Source organism: Ruminococcus sp. D54t1_190329_F1, assembly GCF_015551645.1.
Taxonomy (GTDB): domain Bacteria; phylum Bacillota; class Clostridia; order Lachnospirales; family Lachnospiraceae; genus Blautia_A; species Blautia_A faecis.
This window is the reverse complement of the sequence record NZ_JADNDC010000056.1, coordinates 1-18,322: the sequence shown is the minus strand read 5'-3', so window position 1 is coordinate 18,322 and position 18,322 is coordinate 1. Positions and strand designations below refer to the sequence as shown.

General features: G+C 40.6%; 21 protein-coding genes and 1 pseudogene. 18 read left to right on the top strand and 4 right to left on the bottom strand.

Annotated elements, in window-relative coordinates; translation table 11 throughout:
* The first annotated feature begins 160 nt into the window (after positions 1-160).
* The 17 genes and pseudogenes from I2D69_RS18290 to I2D69_RS20325 all read left to right on the top strand — a co-directional run bounded on the left by I2D69_RS18290 (position 161) and on the right by I2D69_RS20325 (position 14,645).
* On the top strand, positions 161-427 hold the full coding sequence (locus I2D69_RS18290; protein ID WP_243243856.1) for a hypothetical protein: 267 nt from the start codon (positions 161-163) through the stop codon (positions 425-427).
* 76 nt (positions 428-503) lie between these two features.
* Positions 504-3,260, top strand: a complete 2,757-nt coding sequence (locus I2D69_RS18285) for a YodL domain-containing protein (RefSeq protein WP_117764029.1) — start codon at positions 504-506, stop codon at positions 3,258-3,260.
* 299 nt (positions 3,261-3,559) lie between these two features.
* On the top strand, positions 3,560-3,766 hold the full coding sequence (locus I2D69_RS18280; RefSeq protein WP_173719636.1) for a hypothetical protein: 207 nt from the start codon (positions 3,560-3,562) through the stop codon (positions 3,764-3,766).
* Positions 3,759-4,934, top strand: a pseudogene (locus tag I2D69_RS18275) (CHAP domain-containing protein); the annotation flags it as partial. The gene I2D69_RS18280 and the pseudogene I2D69_RS18275, both read left to right, overlap by 8 nt.
* A gap of 158 nt (positions 4,935-5,092) precedes the next feature.
* Positions 5,093-5,305 carry a helix-turn-helix transcriptional regulator gene (locus I2D69_RS18270; protein ID WP_008703822.1) on the top strand — a complete coding sequence of 71 codons (213 nt, stop codon included), beginning with the start codon at positions 5,093-5,095 and terminating at the stop codon, positions 5,303-5,305.
* 5 nt (positions 5,306-5,310) lie between these two features.
* Positions 5,311-6,012, top strand: a complete 702-nt coding sequence (gene vanR / locus I2D69_RS18265) for a VanR-ABDEGLN family response regulator transcription factor (RefSeq protein WP_004853366.1) — start codon at positions 5,311-5,313, stop codon at positions 6,010-6,012.
* The gene (locus I2D69_RS18260) at positions 5,999-7,084 is read left to right on the top strand and encodes a HAMP domain-containing sensor histidine kinase (protein ID WP_008703821.1); all 1,086 of its coding nucleotides are present in this window, start codon (positions 5,999-6,001) and stop codon (positions 7,082-7,084) included. The genes vanR and I2D69_RS18260 overlap by 14 nt, the downstream gene beginning before the upstream one ends.
* Positions 7,085-7,218: 134 nt before the next feature.
* The gene (locus tag I2D69_RS18255; protein WP_117449615.1) at positions 7,219-8,076 is read left to right on the top strand and encodes a hypothetical protein; all 858 of its coding nucleotides are present in this window, start codon (positions 7,219-7,221) and stop codon (positions 8,074-8,076) included.
* Positions 8,077-8,080: 4 nt separating this feature from the next.
* On the top strand, positions 8,081-8,794 hold the full coding sequence (locus tag I2D69_RS18250; RefSeq protein ID WP_004853372.1) for an ABC transporter ATP-binding protein: 714 nt from the start codon (positions 8,081-8,083) through the stop codon (positions 8,792-8,794).
* Entirely contained in the window at positions 8,784-9,968 is a 1,185-nt protein-coding gene (locus I2D69_RS18245; protein ID WP_012744282.1) for an ABC transporter permease, read from the top strand. Before I2D69_RS18250 ends, I2D69_RS18245 begins: the two co-directional genes overlap by 11 nt.
* Before the next feature lie 27 nt (positions 9,969-9,995).
* Complete coding sequence (locus I2D69_RS18240) at positions 9,996-10,499, top strand: hypothetical protein (protein WP_015514509.1); 504 nt, start codon at positions 9,996-9,998, stop codon at positions 10,497-10,499.
* Positions 10,500-10,542: 43 nt separating this feature from the next.
* A complete protein-coding gene (locus I2D69_RS18235; RefSeq protein ID WP_012744280.1) occupies positions 10,543-11,499 on the top strand; it encodes a peptidase S11 in 957 nt (318 codons plus the stop codon).
* 65 nt (positions 11,500-11,564) lie between these two features.
* The gene (locus I2D69_RS18230; protein ID WP_015514508.1) at positions 11,565-11,963 is read left to right on the top strand and encodes a winged helix-turn-helix domain-containing protein; all 399 of its coding nucleotides are present in this window, start codon (positions 11,565-11,567) and stop codon (positions 11,961-11,963) included.
* Positions 11,964-12,404: 441 nt separating this feature from the next.
* Positions 12,405-13,007 carry a hypothetical protein gene (locus I2D69_RS18225; protein WP_012744278.1) on the top strand — a complete coding sequence of 201 codons (603 nt, stop codon included), beginning with the start codon at positions 12,405-12,407 and terminating at the stop codon, positions 13,005-13,007.
* A 42-nt stretch (positions 13,008-13,049) separates the two neighbouring features.
* Complete coding sequence (locus tag I2D69_RS18220) at positions 13,050-13,634, top strand: SOS response-associated peptidase family protein (protein WP_012744277.1); 585 nt, start codon at positions 13,050-13,052, stop codon at positions 13,632-13,634.
* Positions 13,635-13,657: 23 nt separating this feature from the next.
* The gene (locus I2D69_RS18215; protein ID WP_015514506.1) at positions 13,658-14,116 is read left to right on the top strand and encodes a YaiI/YqxD family protein; all 459 of its coding nucleotides are present in this window, start codon (positions 13,658-13,660) and stop codon (positions 14,114-14,116) included.
* Between the two features lie 118 nt (positions 14,117-14,234).
* Entirely contained in the window at positions 14,235-14,645 is a 411-nt protein-coding gene (locus I2D69_RS20325) for a hypothetical protein (protein WP_226841039.1), read from the top strand.
* Between the two features lie 15 nt (positions 14,646-14,660).
* Here the strand turns inward: I2D69_RS20325 and I2D69_RS18205 are convergent, their stop codons facing one another.
* Together I2D69_RS18205 and I2D69_RS18200 are read right to left on the bottom strand one after the other, a co-directional pair.
* Complete coding sequence (locus I2D69_RS18205; protein ID WP_012744274.1) at positions 14,661-16,040, bottom strand: relaxase/mobilization nuclease domain-containing protein; 1,380 nt, start codon at positions 16,038-16,040, stop codon at positions 14,661-14,663.
* Positions 16,007-16,330: a MobC family plasmid mobilization relaxosome protein gene (locus I2D69_RS18200; protein ID WP_012744273.1), complete on the bottom strand. Its 324-nt coding sequence runs from the start codon at positions 16,328-16,330 to the stop codon at positions 16,007-16,009. Before I2D69_RS18200 ends, I2D69_RS18205 begins: the two co-directional genes overlap by 34 nt.
* A gap of 249 nt (positions 16,331-16,579) precedes the next feature.
* Here I2D69_RS18200 and I2D69_RS18195 point away from each other — a divergent pair, with 249 nt between their 5' ends.
* Positions 16,580-16,969: an MmcQ/YjbR family DNA-binding protein gene (locus I2D69_RS18195; protein ID WP_173719651.1), complete on the top strand. Its 390-nt coding sequence runs from the start codon at positions 16,580-16,582 to the stop codon at positions 16,967-16,969.
* Positions 16,970-17,026: 57 nt separating this feature from the next.
* Here the strand turns inward: I2D69_RS18195 and I2D69_RS18190 are convergent, their stop codons facing one another.
* Positions 17,027-17,227, bottom strand: coding sequence for a helix-turn-helix transcriptional regulator (locus tag I2D69_RS18190; RefSeq protein ID WP_195380350.1), 201 nt, complete (start codon positions 17,225-17,227; stop codon positions 17,027-17,029).
* Positions 17,228-17,283: 56 nt separating this feature from the next.
* Entirely contained in the window at positions 17,284-18,015 is a 732-nt protein-coding gene (locus I2D69_RS18185) for an XRE family transcriptional regulator (RefSeq protein ID WP_012744271.1), read from the bottom strand.
* Between the last annotated feature and the right edge of the window lie 307 nt (positions 18,016-18,322).

Sequence of the window (18,322 nt, the reverse complement as noted above, 5' to 3'; positions counted from 1 at the left end):
TACTTACTCATTGCCACTGCTGTAGGTGGGTCAATTTTCCTCGTTAAAACTGGGTCAGTTTTAAGTATAAATCAACATCACTCGTATCAATAATCTTTTAGAAAGTTATCCGGAGAAACTGGCAGAAGCAGAACAACGGCTGGAAACGGTACAGGAGCAGATGACAAACGCCAAAGAGGAAGTCGGGAAGCCATTTCCAAAAGAAGAGGAACTGAACCAAAAACTGGAGCGACTGTCAGAGTTAAATGCACTTCTCAATATGGATGAACGGGAAGATACAGAAACAGAGCAGTCGGAATCAAAAGAGAAAGAAGAAAGACCGGCACGAGGTTCTATCCATGAGAAACTGCAGATTTATAAGGAAAAGAGTCAGCGGGAAAGTGAAACTGGCAAGGAAACCAGAAAACGGGACTTCGGTCTGGAATAAAGAGGAAAGATGGCATAATTTGGTAGAAGAAGGTTCTGTCGGTTATGCCATTTTTTAGAACACAGGAGGAATTTATATGGCAAGAAACAGGATAACGGGTAGAGAAACACAGAAAATGCAGGAATACACGCAGGGACAGATCAGTCAGGCAGAGCGTAGAGGCATAGAATTTCCAACAGATGTAAAAGAACAGCTTTTTGAATATGCGAATCTGATCGGTGAGGAAGAGAAAGTTAGGACTCTGGTAAGAAATCTAGCAGATGCAGTGATCCAGGCAGATGAAGAAGGGGTAGAGGATCTACTGGATGATGCAAGAATGGATATTCAGGATCTACCAGATCCAACCATAGGTAAGCTGGAATTACGTGATTATGGATATACAGCAGAAGACATGGTGCCGCTTAGAAAAGAAGCAGCTTTGGATTATCACAGAATGGGTTCTAAGATTTATTGCCTGGGCAGCGATGGCAGCAAGGGAGAGTATGCAAGTAAAGAAATGATACAGGCGCATGAAGGTCTGTTTGGCATGGAATCGCAGATGTGGGAACGGATAGAGGAGAATGACCTGGATTATGCCGATGAAGATTTTGGAGCATTTCAGGAGCCTATGAGTGTCATTGAGCAGGAAGAAGCACTGAAATTATACGATGCCGGAGCAGATATCTATCTGATCACTAATTTTTCATCACCAATGTATGTCACGGAACGCATGGAAATTGAACGAGGACCGGAGCATTATCAGATGTCTATGACAGAACTGGAGCGTTTCCGTAACCTGGAATGGGAAATGCAGAAATATCCGCAGATTCAGTCTTTGAAAGAGGCAAACCTGTTGTTAGGAACAAGGCGAACCTTTGGTATTTATCAGATCAAGGACGATTCACCGGGCGAAAACTATGCATTTATGAATATGCGCTTTATTGAAAGTCATGGTATGCAGATAAAAAAAGAAGATTATAAGCTGGTCTATGTTGGGGAATTATCGGGAAATATGTCACTGGATGATATTTTTGAAAGGTTCAACATTGATAGACCGGAAGATTTCCGTGGGCATTCCCTGTCTGTCAGTGATATCATAGTTCTGAATGACGGGGAAAAAGTAACCGCTCATTTTGTAGACAGTATCAGTTTTGAACAGCTGGATTCTTTCCTGAATCTGGAAGAACAGGTTCTTAGTGAACTGGCATATGAGGTAGGAGAACGTTACTTTGCTATTCAGAGAACAGAAGAAGGATATGATTATTCGTTTTACGATGAAGATTTTCGTCTGATGGATGGTGGCGTCTATGAAAATGATCAAATTTCTATTGAAGAAGCGGCAGAGGAACTTCTGGAAGACGAAGGCTGGACTGGAGAACGCATCCGTGGAGATTATGATCAGTTGATGGAAAAAGTAGAAGAAATGGATGAAGTTGTAATGGCAGAGATTCAGAAAAGCCAGGGCGAATATAAGCCTTTGGCAAAGGTGGAGGAACTGGAAGAGGCGAATTATAACATGATTGATAACGTCCTTAATAATATGCCACCGAAGAAAGAGCCTTATCTGGAATATTTCGCCACAGAATGTGATGAGTTCCATGATATGGGAGCTTATGAAAAAAGTACCGATGTTAATCAGATTGCTGCGGTCTATGAAAAATATAGGGAGAATCCTAAAACTGCGTATCTGGGATGCTCAATGGGAATTATTTATCGTGATCCGGAAGACAGTTACTATGATGAAGCCGAATTTGCGATCGTTAAAGGGAATACCGTATTCGGAAATCTGATGGATGATGTTCGATTTTATGGAGAACTTGCACTGGTACGGGAAGGGATCGAGAAAATTCATGAAGCATTGCCGGACTACAAGTATGTACCGATGAGGGATGTTCGAGAAGCAATGTATCCTGAGAAAATGACCACAGAACAGCTGGCAGAGGCACTGGATGAGATTGCAGAAGCTTTTGATCCGTATGAGTATCGAGATAATGTGGAGAGGGGAGAAAATACGGTGCAGGAAGTAATGCTGGATTTGAGAAGTGGAAATATTCATTCCTATATTTCATATCTGAAGGATATTGTAGACGAAGAATGCGATCTGTCTGTTCGTGCAGGAGTATTGATTGAAAGACTGAAAGCCTATGAACCTGAACTTCCAAAGGATATGGAACCAATGGTGTATGTAAACTATTGTGAAGAAAGTGATCTCATGAATCCAAGATGTCAGAAGCTGTCTGAGCTGGATGCAAAAACAGCAGAAATGGATAAAGAATGGTATGCAAAACGTGATCCGAAGACAGAGGAACCTACAAAAATTGCAAAGATATATGTGACTGTATATTATGCGGAAAAAGGTGAACAGATGCTGCATCATTTTAAGAAGTCAATGGATATTGGAAATGGACATGGCGGTATTGTGAGTCAGTTGAAGTATGATAATGAAATGAAGCTTACAGATGAGTATTGGATCAATTACCAGAAAGGCAAAGGAAGTGAAGAGTTCCAAAAGTATATGGAAGATCTGACAGACATGCAGAATCATGTGCTTCCGTATCTGCAGAGTTTTTGCAATCTGGAGGAAAAAGGTGTGAAGGAGAGACGAGAACAGCAGATAGCAGAAAGATATGAAGGAAGAGCAGATGAGAGGGTAACAAGTACCGAAGCGAATGAAGTTGTTAAGGATGTAGGAAAAACAGATAGAAAACCGGCACAGCAGAAGCAGGCGGTAGATGGAAAAGATAAGAAATTATCCATTCATGAACGGCTTGAGATCAATAAGAGGATTATTCAAGAAAAGCAGGGAAAAGATAAAACGGAGAGAGGAGTTGATTTGGGTGTAAGGACAGTGTAGAATAAGCAGAACGAGTCGGAGGTCATGGATGATAACGTGGCTTCCGGCTTTATTGCGTATTGTCGGAAGAATTATAAATGGTATAATGAATGTAAATGCGATAAAAGAATGTCGCCTGTTATGCGACTTCCAAATGAGAAAAGTGTGTTATTCTGAGATCAAACAAGAGGCTAATAGAGTCAGGAGGATGACATTATGAGTAAAAAAGGATATAGCAGACCAGGATTCTTTGGATCCATAAACCATTATGATGCAAACGGAAAAAAGTAGGCGAGAGCAGACCAGGATTCTTTGGTGGTATGAACGACTATGATGCAAATGGAAAGAAAATCGGACATAGTTCGCCTTCCTTTTTTGGTGGTATGAATCATTATGACAATAACGGGCATAAAGTAGGTGAGAGTCGACCAGGATTCTTTGGCGGTTTAAACCATTATGATGACAAGGGGCATAAGCGGGGGCATAGCAATCCAGGAGTTTTAGGTGGATTCAATCATTACGGTTAAAACTGCACAGAGAGCAGCACAAGCGGCAAGGGCTGCGGCAAAAGCCGCCGTGGTTACGGTAAAGGCGATTGCCAAAGCGACCGCACTTGCCATTAAAGCGATTATTGCCGGAACGAAAGCCTTGATTGCCGCTATCGCCGCAGGCGGCTGGGTGGCGGTTTTGGTTATTATCGTGATTTGCCTGATTGGTATGATCCTCGGCTCAGTATTTGGCATTTTCTTCTCAGACGAAGATTCCGGCACTGGAATGAGTATGCAGACCGTTGTGCAGGAAATCAATACCGAATACGATACCAAGCTGCAAGAGGAAAAGAACTCGGTATCCTATGATGTTCTTGAAATGAGTGGCAGCAGAGCCGTTTGGAAAGAGGTGCTTGCCGTTTACTCTGTAAAAACGAATACGGATCAAGATAACCCCCAAGAGGTTGCCACAATGGACGATGGCAAAAAGCAACTCTTAAAAGACATCTTTTGGGAGATGAATCAAATATCTTCCCGAACAGAGAGCAAGACCGAAACAGTTATTACCGAAACCGATGACGGACACGGTAATATCGTGGAAACTGAAAGCACGGTCACACAAACCTATCTGTATATTACCGTCAGCCACAAGACTGCCGAGGAAATGGCGGCGCAATATGGTTTTAACGAAGAACAGAAAGGCTACCTCGCTGAACTGCTTGCAGATGAAAACAATTACCTTTGGTCACAGGTGCTTTACGGCATTACAGGCGGCGACGGACAGATCGTGACCGTTGCACTCTCTCTGGTTGGCAATGTGGGCGGTCAGCCGTATTGGTCGTGGTACGGTTTTAACTCCCGTGTAGAATGGTGTGCTTGCTTTGTATCTTGGTGTGCCAACGAGTGCGGCTATATCGACGCTGGAGTTATCCCAAAATATGCAGGCTGTGTCAACGGAGTACAATGGTTTAAGGATCGTGGACAATGGCTGGATGGCAGCGCCGAGCCTGCCCCCGGAATGATTATTTTCTTCGATTGGGCAGACGAAAGTGGTCAGGATGGATTATCCGACCATACGGGTATTGTTCAAAAGGTCGAAAACGGCAAGGTTTATACGGTCGAGGGCAACTCCGGCGACAGTTGCCGAGTCAATGAGTATTCTATCGGTTATTACGAGATTCTTGGCTACGGCGCACCTGCCTATTAAAATACACAAGCCGCCTGCATTTTGCAGGCGGTTGGATTACATATCAGAAAGATATTGTGCCGGTTTGAAAACTAAAAGTCTCAAAATACAGACTTAATAATTGCGATTTCACTCTCAAAGTGCTATAATACAAACTATATTTGGGTGGAGGTGCGGAAATGAAAGTACGGTACAACAAACTTTGGAAACTTCTGATTGACAAGGGAATGAAAAAGAGTCAATTACGAGAAGCGGTCGGGGCAAGCAAAAGTACATTTGCGAAACTCGGAAAAAATGAAAATGTTACCCTTCCCGTGCTGTTGAATATATGCGAATACTTAGAGTGTGATTTTGGCGACATAATGGAAGCCGTACCCGAAAATGAGGTGTAGGATCAATGAACAAGAAGATTTTAATTGTGGATGACGAAAAAGAAATCGTTGATCTGCTTGAAGTGTATTTGAGTAACGATGGTTATTCAGTATATAAATGTTATAATGGGTTAGAGGCGATGAAATGTATCAAACAGTCGCAGATTGATTTAGCGATACTTGATATTATGCTGCCGGATATTGATGGTTTTCGACTTTGCCAAAAAATTCGGGAAAAGTTTTACTTCCCTATTATTATGCTTACCGCCAAAATTGAGGATAGCGACAAGATTATGGGGCTTACGATTGGTGCGGATGATTATATAACGAAACCGTTTAATCCTTTAGAGGTTGTGGCAAGAGTAAAGACGCAATTAAGGCGTTATCAGAGCTATAACAGTCCTAATTTGAGCCAATCCGAAGAAAAAGACGAGTATGACATCAGAGGTCTACTGATAAACAGAGTCAGCCACAAGTGCTACTTGTATGGCAAAGAAATAGCCTTGACTCCGTTGGAGTTTTCTATTCTGTGGTATCTGTGCGAACATCAGGGTAAAGTTGTCGCCTCGGAGGAATTATTTGAAGCCGTGTGGAAAGAAAAGTATCTTCGCAACAGTAACAATACGGTAATGGCGCACATTGGGCGGCTTCGGGAAAAATTGAATGAACCTTCAAAAAATCCGAAGTTCATTAAAACTGTTTGGGGGGTAGGGTATGAAATTGAATAAAAAAGAAAAAAACTATCTGCTCTCTACCTTGTTCAAAGGGTATGTAATTCAATGTGCGATTTGCTCTGTGCTTATTTTTGGCGGTACTTTTCTTTTAGGAATTATGGCAGAGGAAATTCTCCGCAAGTATGTTTTGTATTATTACTTGTATTACAGAACAGTATATCTTTATATAGTGGCTGTAATCGTGTGGGGTGGCTGTATTATATACATGACATACCTACTTTTGAAAAAAGTAGTCGCCTATGTGTACGAGGTACAGGCTGCGACAGGAAAAATGTTCGATCAGAATGTCAGTTACATTGAAATGTCCCCGGAGTTGAGTGAAATCGCCGCTAACATCAATCAGTTAAAACAAGAGGCTGAAAGTAATGCAAGGCTTGCAAAAGAAAATGAGCAGCGAAAAAATGACCTGATTATGTATCTTGCACACGATTTGAAAACACCGCTTTCTTCTGTAATCGGGTATCTTACTTTACTGCGTGATGAGTCGCAAATCTCAAAGGAACTTCGAGAAAAGTACCTTTCAATCACTCTTGGTAAGGCAGAACGGTTAGAGGATCTGATTAACGAGTTTTTCGAGATAACACGATTCAATATATACGATATTACATTACAATACACGAAAATCAATTTAACTCGCCTGCTGGAGCAACTTGTATATGAATTTAAGCCTATGCTCAAATCAAAGAATTTGCAATGTAATCTTTGTGTTGATGATGATATAATGCTTCGATGTGACGCAGACAAAATTCAGCGTGTTTTTGATAACCTTTTGAGAAATGCGGTTATCTACAGTTTTGAAAATACGGATATCACGATCAGCGCACAATGTCAGGAAGATACGGTCAGCATTATTTTTTGTAACCACGGCGATACTCTGCCGGAAGAAAAGTTAAACAGGATTTTCGAGCAGTTTTATCGGCTTGACGCAGCGAGAAGTACAAGCAGTGGAGGAGCTGGATTAGGTTTGGCGATTGCAAAGCAGATTGTTGAACTACACAATGGTACAATCGTTGCAGAGAGCCAAGAGGATCAAAACAAGTTTTCAATTACTTTGCCGTTGGCGTAGGAAAATTGTAAGAATTTGCATAGAAAAAAAGAGGAATATCTTACGAGCAATCAAGAAAATACGGGCTTCTGTTTTGGTACAATAAAAGTATCAAGATAGAGGCTCGTATTTTTTGTGATACAGCATAAGGAGGAATGATGAAGTTGCTAAGAAAACAAATGCTGCTATGTTCTATTTTGTTTCTTGTATTTACGCTATCTGCCTGCTCTGCAATTGGGCAGACAGACGAAAACAATCTTACAGATAGCGCAACATCCGCAGAAAAAACGGTATCAGTTGTACGAGGGACAATTACTCCAACCGTTTCAACGCAAACGACTATTGTTCCGGCAGTACCGTTTATTATTTTCTCACCCGAAAATGGCATATTTAATACAGCGGTAGAATTAGAAGAAAAAATCACTGCCGGGCAAATTATTGGAACTGTGAACGGCAAAGAATTGAAATCTCCGGTGGATGGTACAATTACCTCTATTGCCCCATCCAATGAAAGCGTACCGAGTAATTATCCCGTAGCGATAGTGCATTATACAGGATTTGCCCTCAATGTAGAGGCAGATAATTTTTTGAGTACCTTACCGGAGTATGCAGAGTTGAAAGCAAAATTTCAAGTATATGATGGTGTAGGACCAACCGATATGATTGCCGTGGTGTCGCCTGCCGCAGATGAAAATGCGTTTACGGGAATCGTGCCGCAAGAGGGCATTCTGCAATGCTTGATCAGTCAAACAGTCGATGTGAAATCGGGGCAAAGTGCAACGGTAGTCATAACGGCGACAACGAGAAATGATGTCCTTATATTGCCGCTGTCGGTAATAGCGGGTAGACAAGGGACGGGATTGGTTACTGTAATTACTCCGAATGGAGAAAGAGTGGAAACAAAAGTGACATTGGGTGTGACAGACGGAGCCAATATAGAAATACTGTCCGGCTTAGAGGAGGGCGATGTAGTTTCTGCTACTCCGCCAAACCTTGATCCGAGGGGGATTTGATAAAATGAAAGGAATTTCCGAAAAGACTTTAATCAAAATAAAGGATTTGAAAGCAAGCGTCAAATTGAATAATGGCGATATGCTGACAACAGTAACCAACGCTAATATGGAATTGCAACGAGGGCGCAGTTATGCCATTGTCGGAAAGTCCGGCTCAGGCAAAACAAGCCTTATATCCATTATTGGCTTGTTAAATCGGGAATATGAGGGCGAGTACCTTTATGATGGTATATCTATTTCTGCTTTGAAAGACCGTGATCTGTCTATACTGCGAGCCAATAATATCGGATTTGTATTTCAGAACTACTCTCTGATTAAGCACTTGCGGGTATGGGAAAATATCGAATTACCCCTACTCTATGCCAAAAAGTCGTTTACCGCCAAACAGCGTCACGAGATAATTACAGGCTTGCTAAAAAGTGTCGGCTTAGAAAGCAAGGAAAATGATTACCCAATCAATTTGTCCGGCGGTGAACAACAAAGAGTTGCAATCGCAAGGGCGCTTGCAGTATCTCCGGAAGCCATTTTATGTGATGAGCCTACGGGAGCGTTGGATAAAAAGACGGGAACGCAGATTATGGAACTGTTGCACAGCGTCGTAAAAGAAAATGGAATTATGCTGCTGTTGGTTACGCACGATCCTGATATTGCAGATACCTGTGATACGATTTTTGAAATGGATGGAGGGAGGATAACTTGTGCTAAAAATGATACTTAAAGACCTTCGTCTGTCTCCACTTAGAAGTATTCTGACAAGTGTTTCAATGCTTGTAGGCATTATCGCAATGCTTGGATCGGTATTAGTTGGTACGCTTGGACGGGAGTATTTGATTTCCGTAAACGCACAGGTATATGGCTGGTCACCTACTTACTCATTCGTGATAACGGAATCCGATTTTCACGATAGAAATAAAATGGAACAATTATTCCAGAGATTTGAAGCCATTGATGATGTAGCCGCTGTTACTTTTTCTATGGGAGAAGATATTCGATTTGCACCAATGAAAGATTTAACGCCAATACCGCCGAATGATGTTTACCAAAACCTGATGGCTTTTGATTTAGTTTGCACCACGGAGGCATATAGTCAAGTCTATAATCTTCCAATGACATCCGGTAGATGGTTAGAGCCTTCGAGTGAGGGCGGCTCGCTTGAAGTGGTCATAAACAAAGAAGCTAAAAACTATTTTAATGATTCGCCCTATGCTGCAGGAAATGTAAAAAGCACACTTTCGTTAACCCCATTCAATATTGTCGGAGTAGTAAACGATGGCAGGGATTTTCCGACTATCTATGCGGATTCTGCGGCGATCCTCAATTTCGCACCAGCAATGTGGCAAGTACAAAATGCAAATGTGTATTGGCATCCCACAACAGGACTGACAATCGAACAGATACATTCTGCCCTTGGCGACATTTTGACTGATACCATTGGCGGTTACTGGGAAAGTGCTGGGCGGAGTGATATTGGAGATACCTATGATTCGGTATTGTCCATACTGCAATTAGGGCTTTTGGTTACTTCGCTTTTGTTGCTGTTTGTTTCCGTATTAGGGCAGATCAATATCGGACTATCTTCATTGGAACAGCGCACACATGAGTTGCTGATCCGCAGAGCGATAGGTGCTTCACGAACAAATATTGTGGCATTGGTTTTAGGCTCACAGTTGATTTTATCAATATTCGTTTGCCTTGCAGCTATTTTGATTTCGCTGATTTTGGTGCATTGTATTGGAGCGTTGCTCCCTGTGGATTCCCCGGTGGGAACACCGAGTTATCCAATCAGCGTTGCTGTTGTTGCAGTTGCTGTGTCTGTGCTTACAGCATTATTGGGCGGATTATTACCAGCATTGAAAGCAGCAAAATTAGAGCCTGCATTGGCTCTTAGATAATAAAACTCAATTCAAGGAGGAAACAAAATGAAACGAACAATCTCAAAATCCGAAAGACCGTACAGACTGTTATTGTGTGTTATGATTTCTTTGCTGGTGATTATGCTGGCAGGCTGCTCCACTTCTTCGGACTCCGACACAAACACAAGAGGTTTCACGGACTTTGCTACCATTGAAGAAGAATACCTAACGACCATTGAGAGTTTGAATTGGCCGGAGGGCTTTACGCCGCCTGATGCTTTGGAAGGCGAAGATACGGGAGCGTCTTTTCAGATAGGATATGGCGATACAAGAGCATCTAACCTTTGGGAATATTCTTGGATGCAGGAATGGCTTGATACTTACAATACGGATTCGGAAAGGGCGGCAAAAGCCTTAGCTGAACTCGAAAAAGCCTTTGATATGCCTTATATGGGAACAGATCGCTGTGATGACGCCACACGCAAATATCTTCGTGATAATATTGATAAAGCTAAGTTGGGAGATCCGTCTGGATTTACAGAGTGTATTCAGGCAAATTATGCCGATTAAAAATGGCACATAGGAGTTTTGGTGTTGGGAGGTGAGCACATATATGCAGAGAAAACGCCGTAAGAAAAAACGATTTGGAGTATTTTTGTTTTTGCTTGTAGTTTGTATCGGCATAGGTATAATGTTTGTGCCGTGGGCAATGCAGCCGGAAAATTTCAGAGAGGTAAAGAATAAAATAAATGGTTTTCTCTACAAAGAAGATTTTCCTGACTCTTATAATGCAAAATCGCTGATTTTGGTGGATTGTTCTGATGATGAAATATTTGTTTCAAAAAACGAGAACGAGCCACAAATTCCTGCAAGTTTAGCCAAGCTGTTTGTTATTGAGTATGCGTCAACTTTAGCAGACCTTGATAGTATCGTTGTTGCAGACTATGGTGCTATTTCACTCACGAAACCTGGCTCGTCTGTTGCTCAAATCAAGGAAAAAGAATACTTTTTACACAATCTATTTGCGGCAATGTTGGTACCGTCAGGGAATGACGCAGCTTATGTGGTTGCTGATTATTGTGGAGGATTACTTTCGCCGCAAGCAGAAAGCTGTCAAGAGCGTGTGAGGATTTTCATGGAGAACTTAAACCTGCATTTGCAACAGCAGGGGTACTTAGACACAGTTTTATATGATCCGAGTGGTTTTGATATGGAGGCACTTACCACCACTTTAGATTTGAAAGAAGTAGTATATCGGTTGTTGGAATACTCGTGGTTTAGAGAAATTGTATCTCAAAACACTTATACGGCAACACTGCCTGATGGCAGTACACAAATATGGCAGAATACAAACGCCTTCCTTGATCCGACATCCGAATATTACAACGAAAATGTATGCGGAATTAAGACTGGCTCTCTGTCTGACGACTATAACTTGATTGTGCTTTATCAGCAGCACGGAAAAGAGTTTTTGATATGCAGTTTAGGCTCTCAGTCCGATTCCTCTCGTTATGACGATGTGAATTTTATTCTGAAAACGATTGATGAATCGTATTATCTCACGCAATAAATCTTATGTTGTCCAAGACAAAAAAACTAACCAAGGGGGGTGATAATATCGGACGAATCGTAATAATGGAGTTCAAAGCACAAGACTCAACAGCCTTTGACGATATGCTGGCTTTTGTAAAACAGCACCCTGATTTTGAAAAATTAGAGATTTCATATGAGCCGACATTATCCCTTTCCGGCTTAGAAATCAATTTGAGCCGGCGCAGAGTTATCAATAACGGTCAGGAAATTGAACTGACCGTCAAAGAGTACGATATACTCTGCTTGCTCGCAGCCAATAAAGGTCGTGTTCTTACATACGAGCAGATTTATGATAAGGTGTGGGGCGAAATATCAGCAGGCAATGAAAAGGATACCGTAGGCTTTCACATTCGGAATCTTCGTAAAAAACTTTGTGATACAAACTCTCACTTTTCCATAGATAGTGTTCGTGAGATCGGCTACCGCTTTAACAGTCAGTAAGCAGTCCCTCGTAGTTCATAATGAATTGCGAGGGATTATTCATTTTCTAAGACGGTATGTCGGAATTTGATAAATCCCTGCAAATGTTGATTTTATACGACTGTTAAGAGCAATATCGTGTCTAAACTTGCGACTGGACTTTGCATTTTCTACGAGTTATCTTCGTAATATCTCGGCATTATACTACTGGAATGTTTATCATAAACAGGGCATGATTTATGGCAGAATGGGCAGTCGTTCTCGTGCCATTTATTAGGTCTTGCTTGGATACGAATATGTTTAACTCCATTCTTATCAGAGTAAAGATTACAATTTTTTATAACTGTGTTCTTGACATTAAGGACACTTTTGCATAATGTATTAACTGAAGCCACTTGTGAATACTCCTTTTGTGTTTTTCTTCGCAGTTAATACATTAAAGGACACAAGTGTTTTTTCAATATGGTGTTGTTAATTTATGGTGTTAGGCTTCCACCATTATGCCAGAAGCCTCATATAAATTTATTGGGAAGAGTTACCGATCAAGTTTTCTCAGAATCCGAAGAATGGGATATTGATACGGTGTCAGAAACTATTGCATCGGAATATGAAAGAGCAACGAATCTTTCGATAAATAAAGAGAAGCAGAATTTGCCAATAGAAGAAAAACGAACGATAGATGTTAAAGAAATACGAGAATGGCTGAACTTTATTATTACGATTATATCAGTTGTTTTGGGAGTTACGAATTCTTCAGCAACAACGATAAATAATTACAATTATACACAACAAGTCAATAATTATTACATCGTTGGAATGGGATATGATGCGAAGGAGCTAAATACGACTAAATATAGAATCGTTAATAGAGAATCTATTGTACGACTGAAGCATGACTGCCATTCGATTGTAATTGAAAAGCTTGAGGAAGGGAAAGTTGTTAGAATTATAGATAAATATAAAAAGTGGCGACAGATAATTTGGGAGAATGAAGATGGTGAAGAATGTATGGGGTGGATTCAAAATTATAAATTAACTGAGTTTAAAGTGCCTAGAAATAAATGATGTATATTTGATGAAATAGAATCTATAAGTGAAGGAAGTATTATGTGTGGTAGATATTATATTGATTCTGATATGGCAGATGAAATCGAAAAAGTAGTGCATGATATAGACCAACGGATCCGGCAGGAACATTTTGCAGGAGATATCTTTCCAACCAATGTAGCACCGATCATTGAAAAATCAGAACATGGATTGAAACTGGATGTTTGCAAGTGGGGATATCCATTGTCACAAGGAAAGAATCTGGTTATAAATGCAAGAGCAGAATCTGTTATGGATAAACCTTCTTTTCGAAATGGAATCCTCTATCACCGCATTTTGATACCGGCAAGTGGGTTCTATGAATGGAATCGGTTAAAAGAGAAAAATACATTTTCCAGATATGATGCACCAGTATTGTATATGGCTGGCTTCTGTGATTGGTTTGAGAATGAACGACGATTTGTGATTATGACTACAGCAGCCAATGAATCTATGATAAAAGTACATGATCGTATGCCGCTGATATTGGAAAAAGGACAGCTGAAAGATTGGTTCGATGACAGGAAAATGGAGCAAATTCTGCATCAGGTACCGGTTCAGCTAAAACGAGAGGCAGAATACGAACAGCAGAGCTTATTCTTATAATGGTTCAGAGGAGAAATAGAAAGATGCAAATATTTGTTGATGCAGATGCCTGCCCAGTGGTTGCGATCATTGAAAAGATTGCAAAAGATAATAGTGTTCCGGTAATGTTGTTGTGTGATACAAACCATGTTCTGTCATCGACTTATAGTAAAGTTGTTGTTGTCGGTGCAGGAGCAGATGCAGTAGATTATAAACTGATTAGTATCTGCCATAAAGGAGATATTGTCGTATCACAGGACTATGGTGTGGCTGCAATGGCATTGGGAAAAGGTGCTTATGCTATTCATCAATCAGGTAAATGGTACACGGATGATAATATTGATCAGATGCTAATGGAACGTCACCTGAGTAAAAAAGCCAGAAGAAGTTCCCGTAAATGTCATGTCAAGGGACCGAAGAAGCGGACGGAGGAAGATGATGAAAGATTCGCTCAGTCTTTTGAAAAAATGCTTTTGATGGCACGGGAGAAAGAAGGCAGATGAGGAATTGTAGATGCAGAGGAACGACAGAAGCTATAAAGACTTAAAACAAAAACAGAAGAGTGCAATAGCAGATAAAACATACAAAATGCACTTGAAGTTTTATCTTGAGAATCAGCGAATGCCGGATGCTACTGAAATGAATGATATATGCAAAAGTTTGTTTACGGCAGTTCAATCGCTTGCTCCTAAAACGGAATATGAAGAATTTTATAAAATTGTTGAAAAGCGTGAAAAGAGTTATGAAGAACGTATCCTGAGAGACATTCAGAATGGAATTATAATAGAAACACTTATGGCAAAAAAACATAAGAAAACGCCGGAAGAAAAAGCAGCTGTTGCGAAACAAAAGAAGCAGCAGAGGCGAGCAAGACGGAAACAAGAAACAAGAGATAATCTGGCTAAAGAAGAAATCTTGCAAGATGACAGATTTTTCGTTATTGCCGGTTATACCTCCGGAGGTGCACCGTATGGTGTCACCTGGGAGGAAATGGGTCTGAAACCTTGGGAAGATTTGGAAGAGAATAATTGAGTTGTCAGTGCAATCTTATTTATCTCTTGTGACAGAAACAGGTTCCCGTTTTGCCGGAAGTAAGTCTGAATTGATTTCAGGAGCATCGAGCAGCACAGAGAAATTTTGCTGAATGATATCCAGTGTTTTCTGCTTTTTCTGTAATTTCTGTTTTTCCCGGACGGTAGCAGCTTGTTCAGATTCAAGATTTTCAATCCGCTTCTGGATTTTTTCAGAGCTAGGGATTTTAGTAACACCGAGATCCTGAAGCTCTTTTTTTAGTGAATCGTGGAGTTGGTATTCTGCCAGATGCTTGGAACGGTATTCTTTTGGATTTTTTGCAGATTTGCAATCTTCTATCACTTTACGGCAGAGCCGGTAAGAATCACAGTGTTTCTGAATGACTTTCTGCGTGCTTAGCTCACTGGTGATGTGTGCTATTCTCTGATCAGCCGCTTTAACAGAAGCATCAACATCAGAAACATGCTGCCTGAAATCCTCATAATTCAGTAGGTTATTTTCTGAAAGATAGTTGAAGGTGCGGGCTGCCTCTTTTAGATTATTGAGTTTTGCCCAATGTTCAAATCCTTCTCGATTGCCAGTCGTTACATACGTGGAGATATTGATATACAGGCGAGCTTCTCTGGACAGATGTTTTGGAGTTTTCACTTTGCTACGATTTTTAGCTAAGTGGATGCGGACGTTTTCTTCCGTATAATAACTTCCCAGAGATTTCATATAAGTGAAATTTTTTTGTTCCGGTGCACGGAAAGAAAGATGCTTTCCCTGCCGGACTTCATATCCAGCTAACTGCATTTTTTGTAGAAATTCCTCATAGTTGATGGAAGTCCAGATTGCTTTATCAACTGCAACACGTAGCTTGGCTTTCCAACTGGTGCCACGATGATATTCCATGTTCTCTTTATAGCTTTTTCCTTTTTCTCCGGTTGGCATACTGGTGGCAAGTCCATTTTCCAGGCAGATACGATTACTGATTCTGCAGAGTTTATGGTAGCTCCGCTTATTGGAAACATACTTGTGATGATCAACAAAGCTTGCAGCGTTGAAGATGATATGGTTATGAATGTGCTTTTTATCAACATGGGTACTGATCACGTATTCATATTTTCCTTTCAGTACTTCGGCTGCAAATTGCTGTCCTAAGCGATGGGCAGTTTCGGCATCAACTTCTCCAGGTTTAAATGACTGGATCAGATGAAATGCCAGGTTATTACCTTTGTCCATTCCATTCTTTTTTGCCATTTCTCTAGTCATGGAAAATTCGAGATCAGCAGTTTCCGGGGAACAGCCAAAACTGGAAACCAGCAGTTTTTCATCAGTCTTGTCTGGATTCGTGATATAGTCCAGAGCTTTCTTGTCTGTTACTTTAATGGGGAAGATCTTAATATATGCCATAGTTCTTTCACCATCTCTTTCAATTCTTGCATTTCTTCCGGATATAGATCTCCGGTGGTATTTACCTTTTTTGCAATCTGGTTGATATTTATGCCAATCTTGTGCATTTCCTCATACTGTTTCTTCAGAGGAGTTGTATCTGTGTTGACGATGTAGCCGTCGATTGCCATCTTACGCAGATAAGCTCCCATGTTCTTGGTTTTTGATTCTATCATCTTCCTGCGGATTAGCTTTCGTTCTTCTTCTGTGACATAAAAATGAATTTCTTTGTTTCTTTTTCTTTCAGCCATTAGCAGTTTCTCCTTTCTGAGAGGGCAGTAGTATCGTTGCTTTCAGCGTTTTTCAATTCAGGGCAGGGTACCCTAAATTGGGATTTTCCGGAAGTGTATCCTCACTTCCTGTCCTTGCTGTTTTACCCCTCTATTAGTTAAAGTCAGGAGAACCGGGAAAATGCAAAAGAATTTGGCAGGTAGTACGGGAACTGAAAATATGGTATGATTATGGGCAGGATATCAGAAGAATCAGGAGTTGAATAAACTGTGAAGAAAGAAGAAATTTTTGAATATGTGAAGAAACAGTATGGTACGGTGCCGGAGTATTTATGGGCACAATCACCAGATAATGCTGTGCTACGACATAAGAATGGAAAATGGTATGCTGTGGTCATGACGGTTGAAAAATCGAAACTGGGATTAGAAGGAAAAGATCCGGTTGATATCATGGACGTAAAGTGTGATCCGGACATGACGAATATGATTATTCAGACTTATGGATTTTTACCTGGATACCATATGAATAAGCAGCACTGGATCACGATTTTACTGGATGGTTCTATCAGTGAGGCTAAGACACTGGACTTTTTGGATATGAGCTATGACCTGATTGACGGAGCAGGCAGAAAAGAAGAAAATGTAAGTGGATTACAGTGATTTTTGAGCAAAAGGAAAACCGGGGATTTTACTCCTCGGTTTTCTGGCTGTTGTGCTTCAGTCTTCAACTTGAAAAATATCTTCTACAGGCACTTTCAGGTAATGTGCCAGCCGGATTGCAATCTCAAGAGAGGGATTTCGTTCTCCACGTTCGATGTGGCCTATCGTCTGGCTGCAGGAACCTATGGCTTCAGCCAAATCTGCTTGAATGAGATTCCGTTCTTCACGAATATCTTTTAATGTATTATTGATTGCCATTCAATCACTTCCTTTGCTTATTGTTATCAGTAGGATCATGAACCTGCTGTTGAAATCTAATGAAATCCTGGAATTTCTGCACCTTTGCATTTCCCGATTACTTTTCCAAAAATCTTAAAAGAGTCAGATTCCAAAACCTGGATAGGACGATATTTTTGATTTAAAGAGATCAGATAAACACCATCTGGCTCATCGTGTAATTCCTTGATGTAAGTATTGCCGTTGAGATAGAAGATTCCAATTTCACCATTAGCAAGAGAATCTTTTTTCTGAATCCATGCAACATCGTCTGTATGATAAAGTGGCTCCATACTATCACCAGAGATCCGCACACCAAAGTCAGTCTGCTCAGGAGCAAGATGTCCTACGTCATAGGTTTCTTTTACAGAATCTTCCAGGTAATTTCCAGTACCAGCAGAAACTGGTTCCCAGGTAATTTCTACCGGATGATGGAATGGGATAATCTTTGCAGACAGTGGAGAAAACTTTTTAGAAGCTTTCAAAATATCAGCAAATTCAATCAATTTATTTCTGCCTTCTTCATTCAATCCACTCATAATGTTATATGGATTTTCTCCAAAGAAGGATTCATATATATCTTCGATATCAAGTAACTGGCAAAGTGTCAGGAAAACATGTAAAGCGGGTTCTCGTGCATTGTTCTCCCATTTGGAGAGTGCTTTTGTAGTGACCTGAATACCTTCCTGAGAAAGCAGGTTTACCAGATCTGATTGAGAGTATCCTTTCTTTTTTCTATTTTCTGCTAATATTTCCCCGAAATCACGCATTTGTTCGCCTCATTTCTATTTGAATTTTCTATATGCATTATACCGTATGTTAGAAATAAAATCAACAATAATCTCCGAAATGGAGAAAATACAATCAAGATGTTACTTAACCATCTCCGAAATGTCGATATATACTAAACATACAGAAATTGATAAGACATCATGTTGAAGGAAGCAGCTGGGAGGTGAAAAGTTTGAGTGAGCGTGTGATCCTGCATAGTGATATGAACTGTTTTGTGTGACTTGAAAGTCACTACATTTATTGTCTTACCGTAAGGTGTAAGACCTGCTGTTCCGTCAGTTGAGT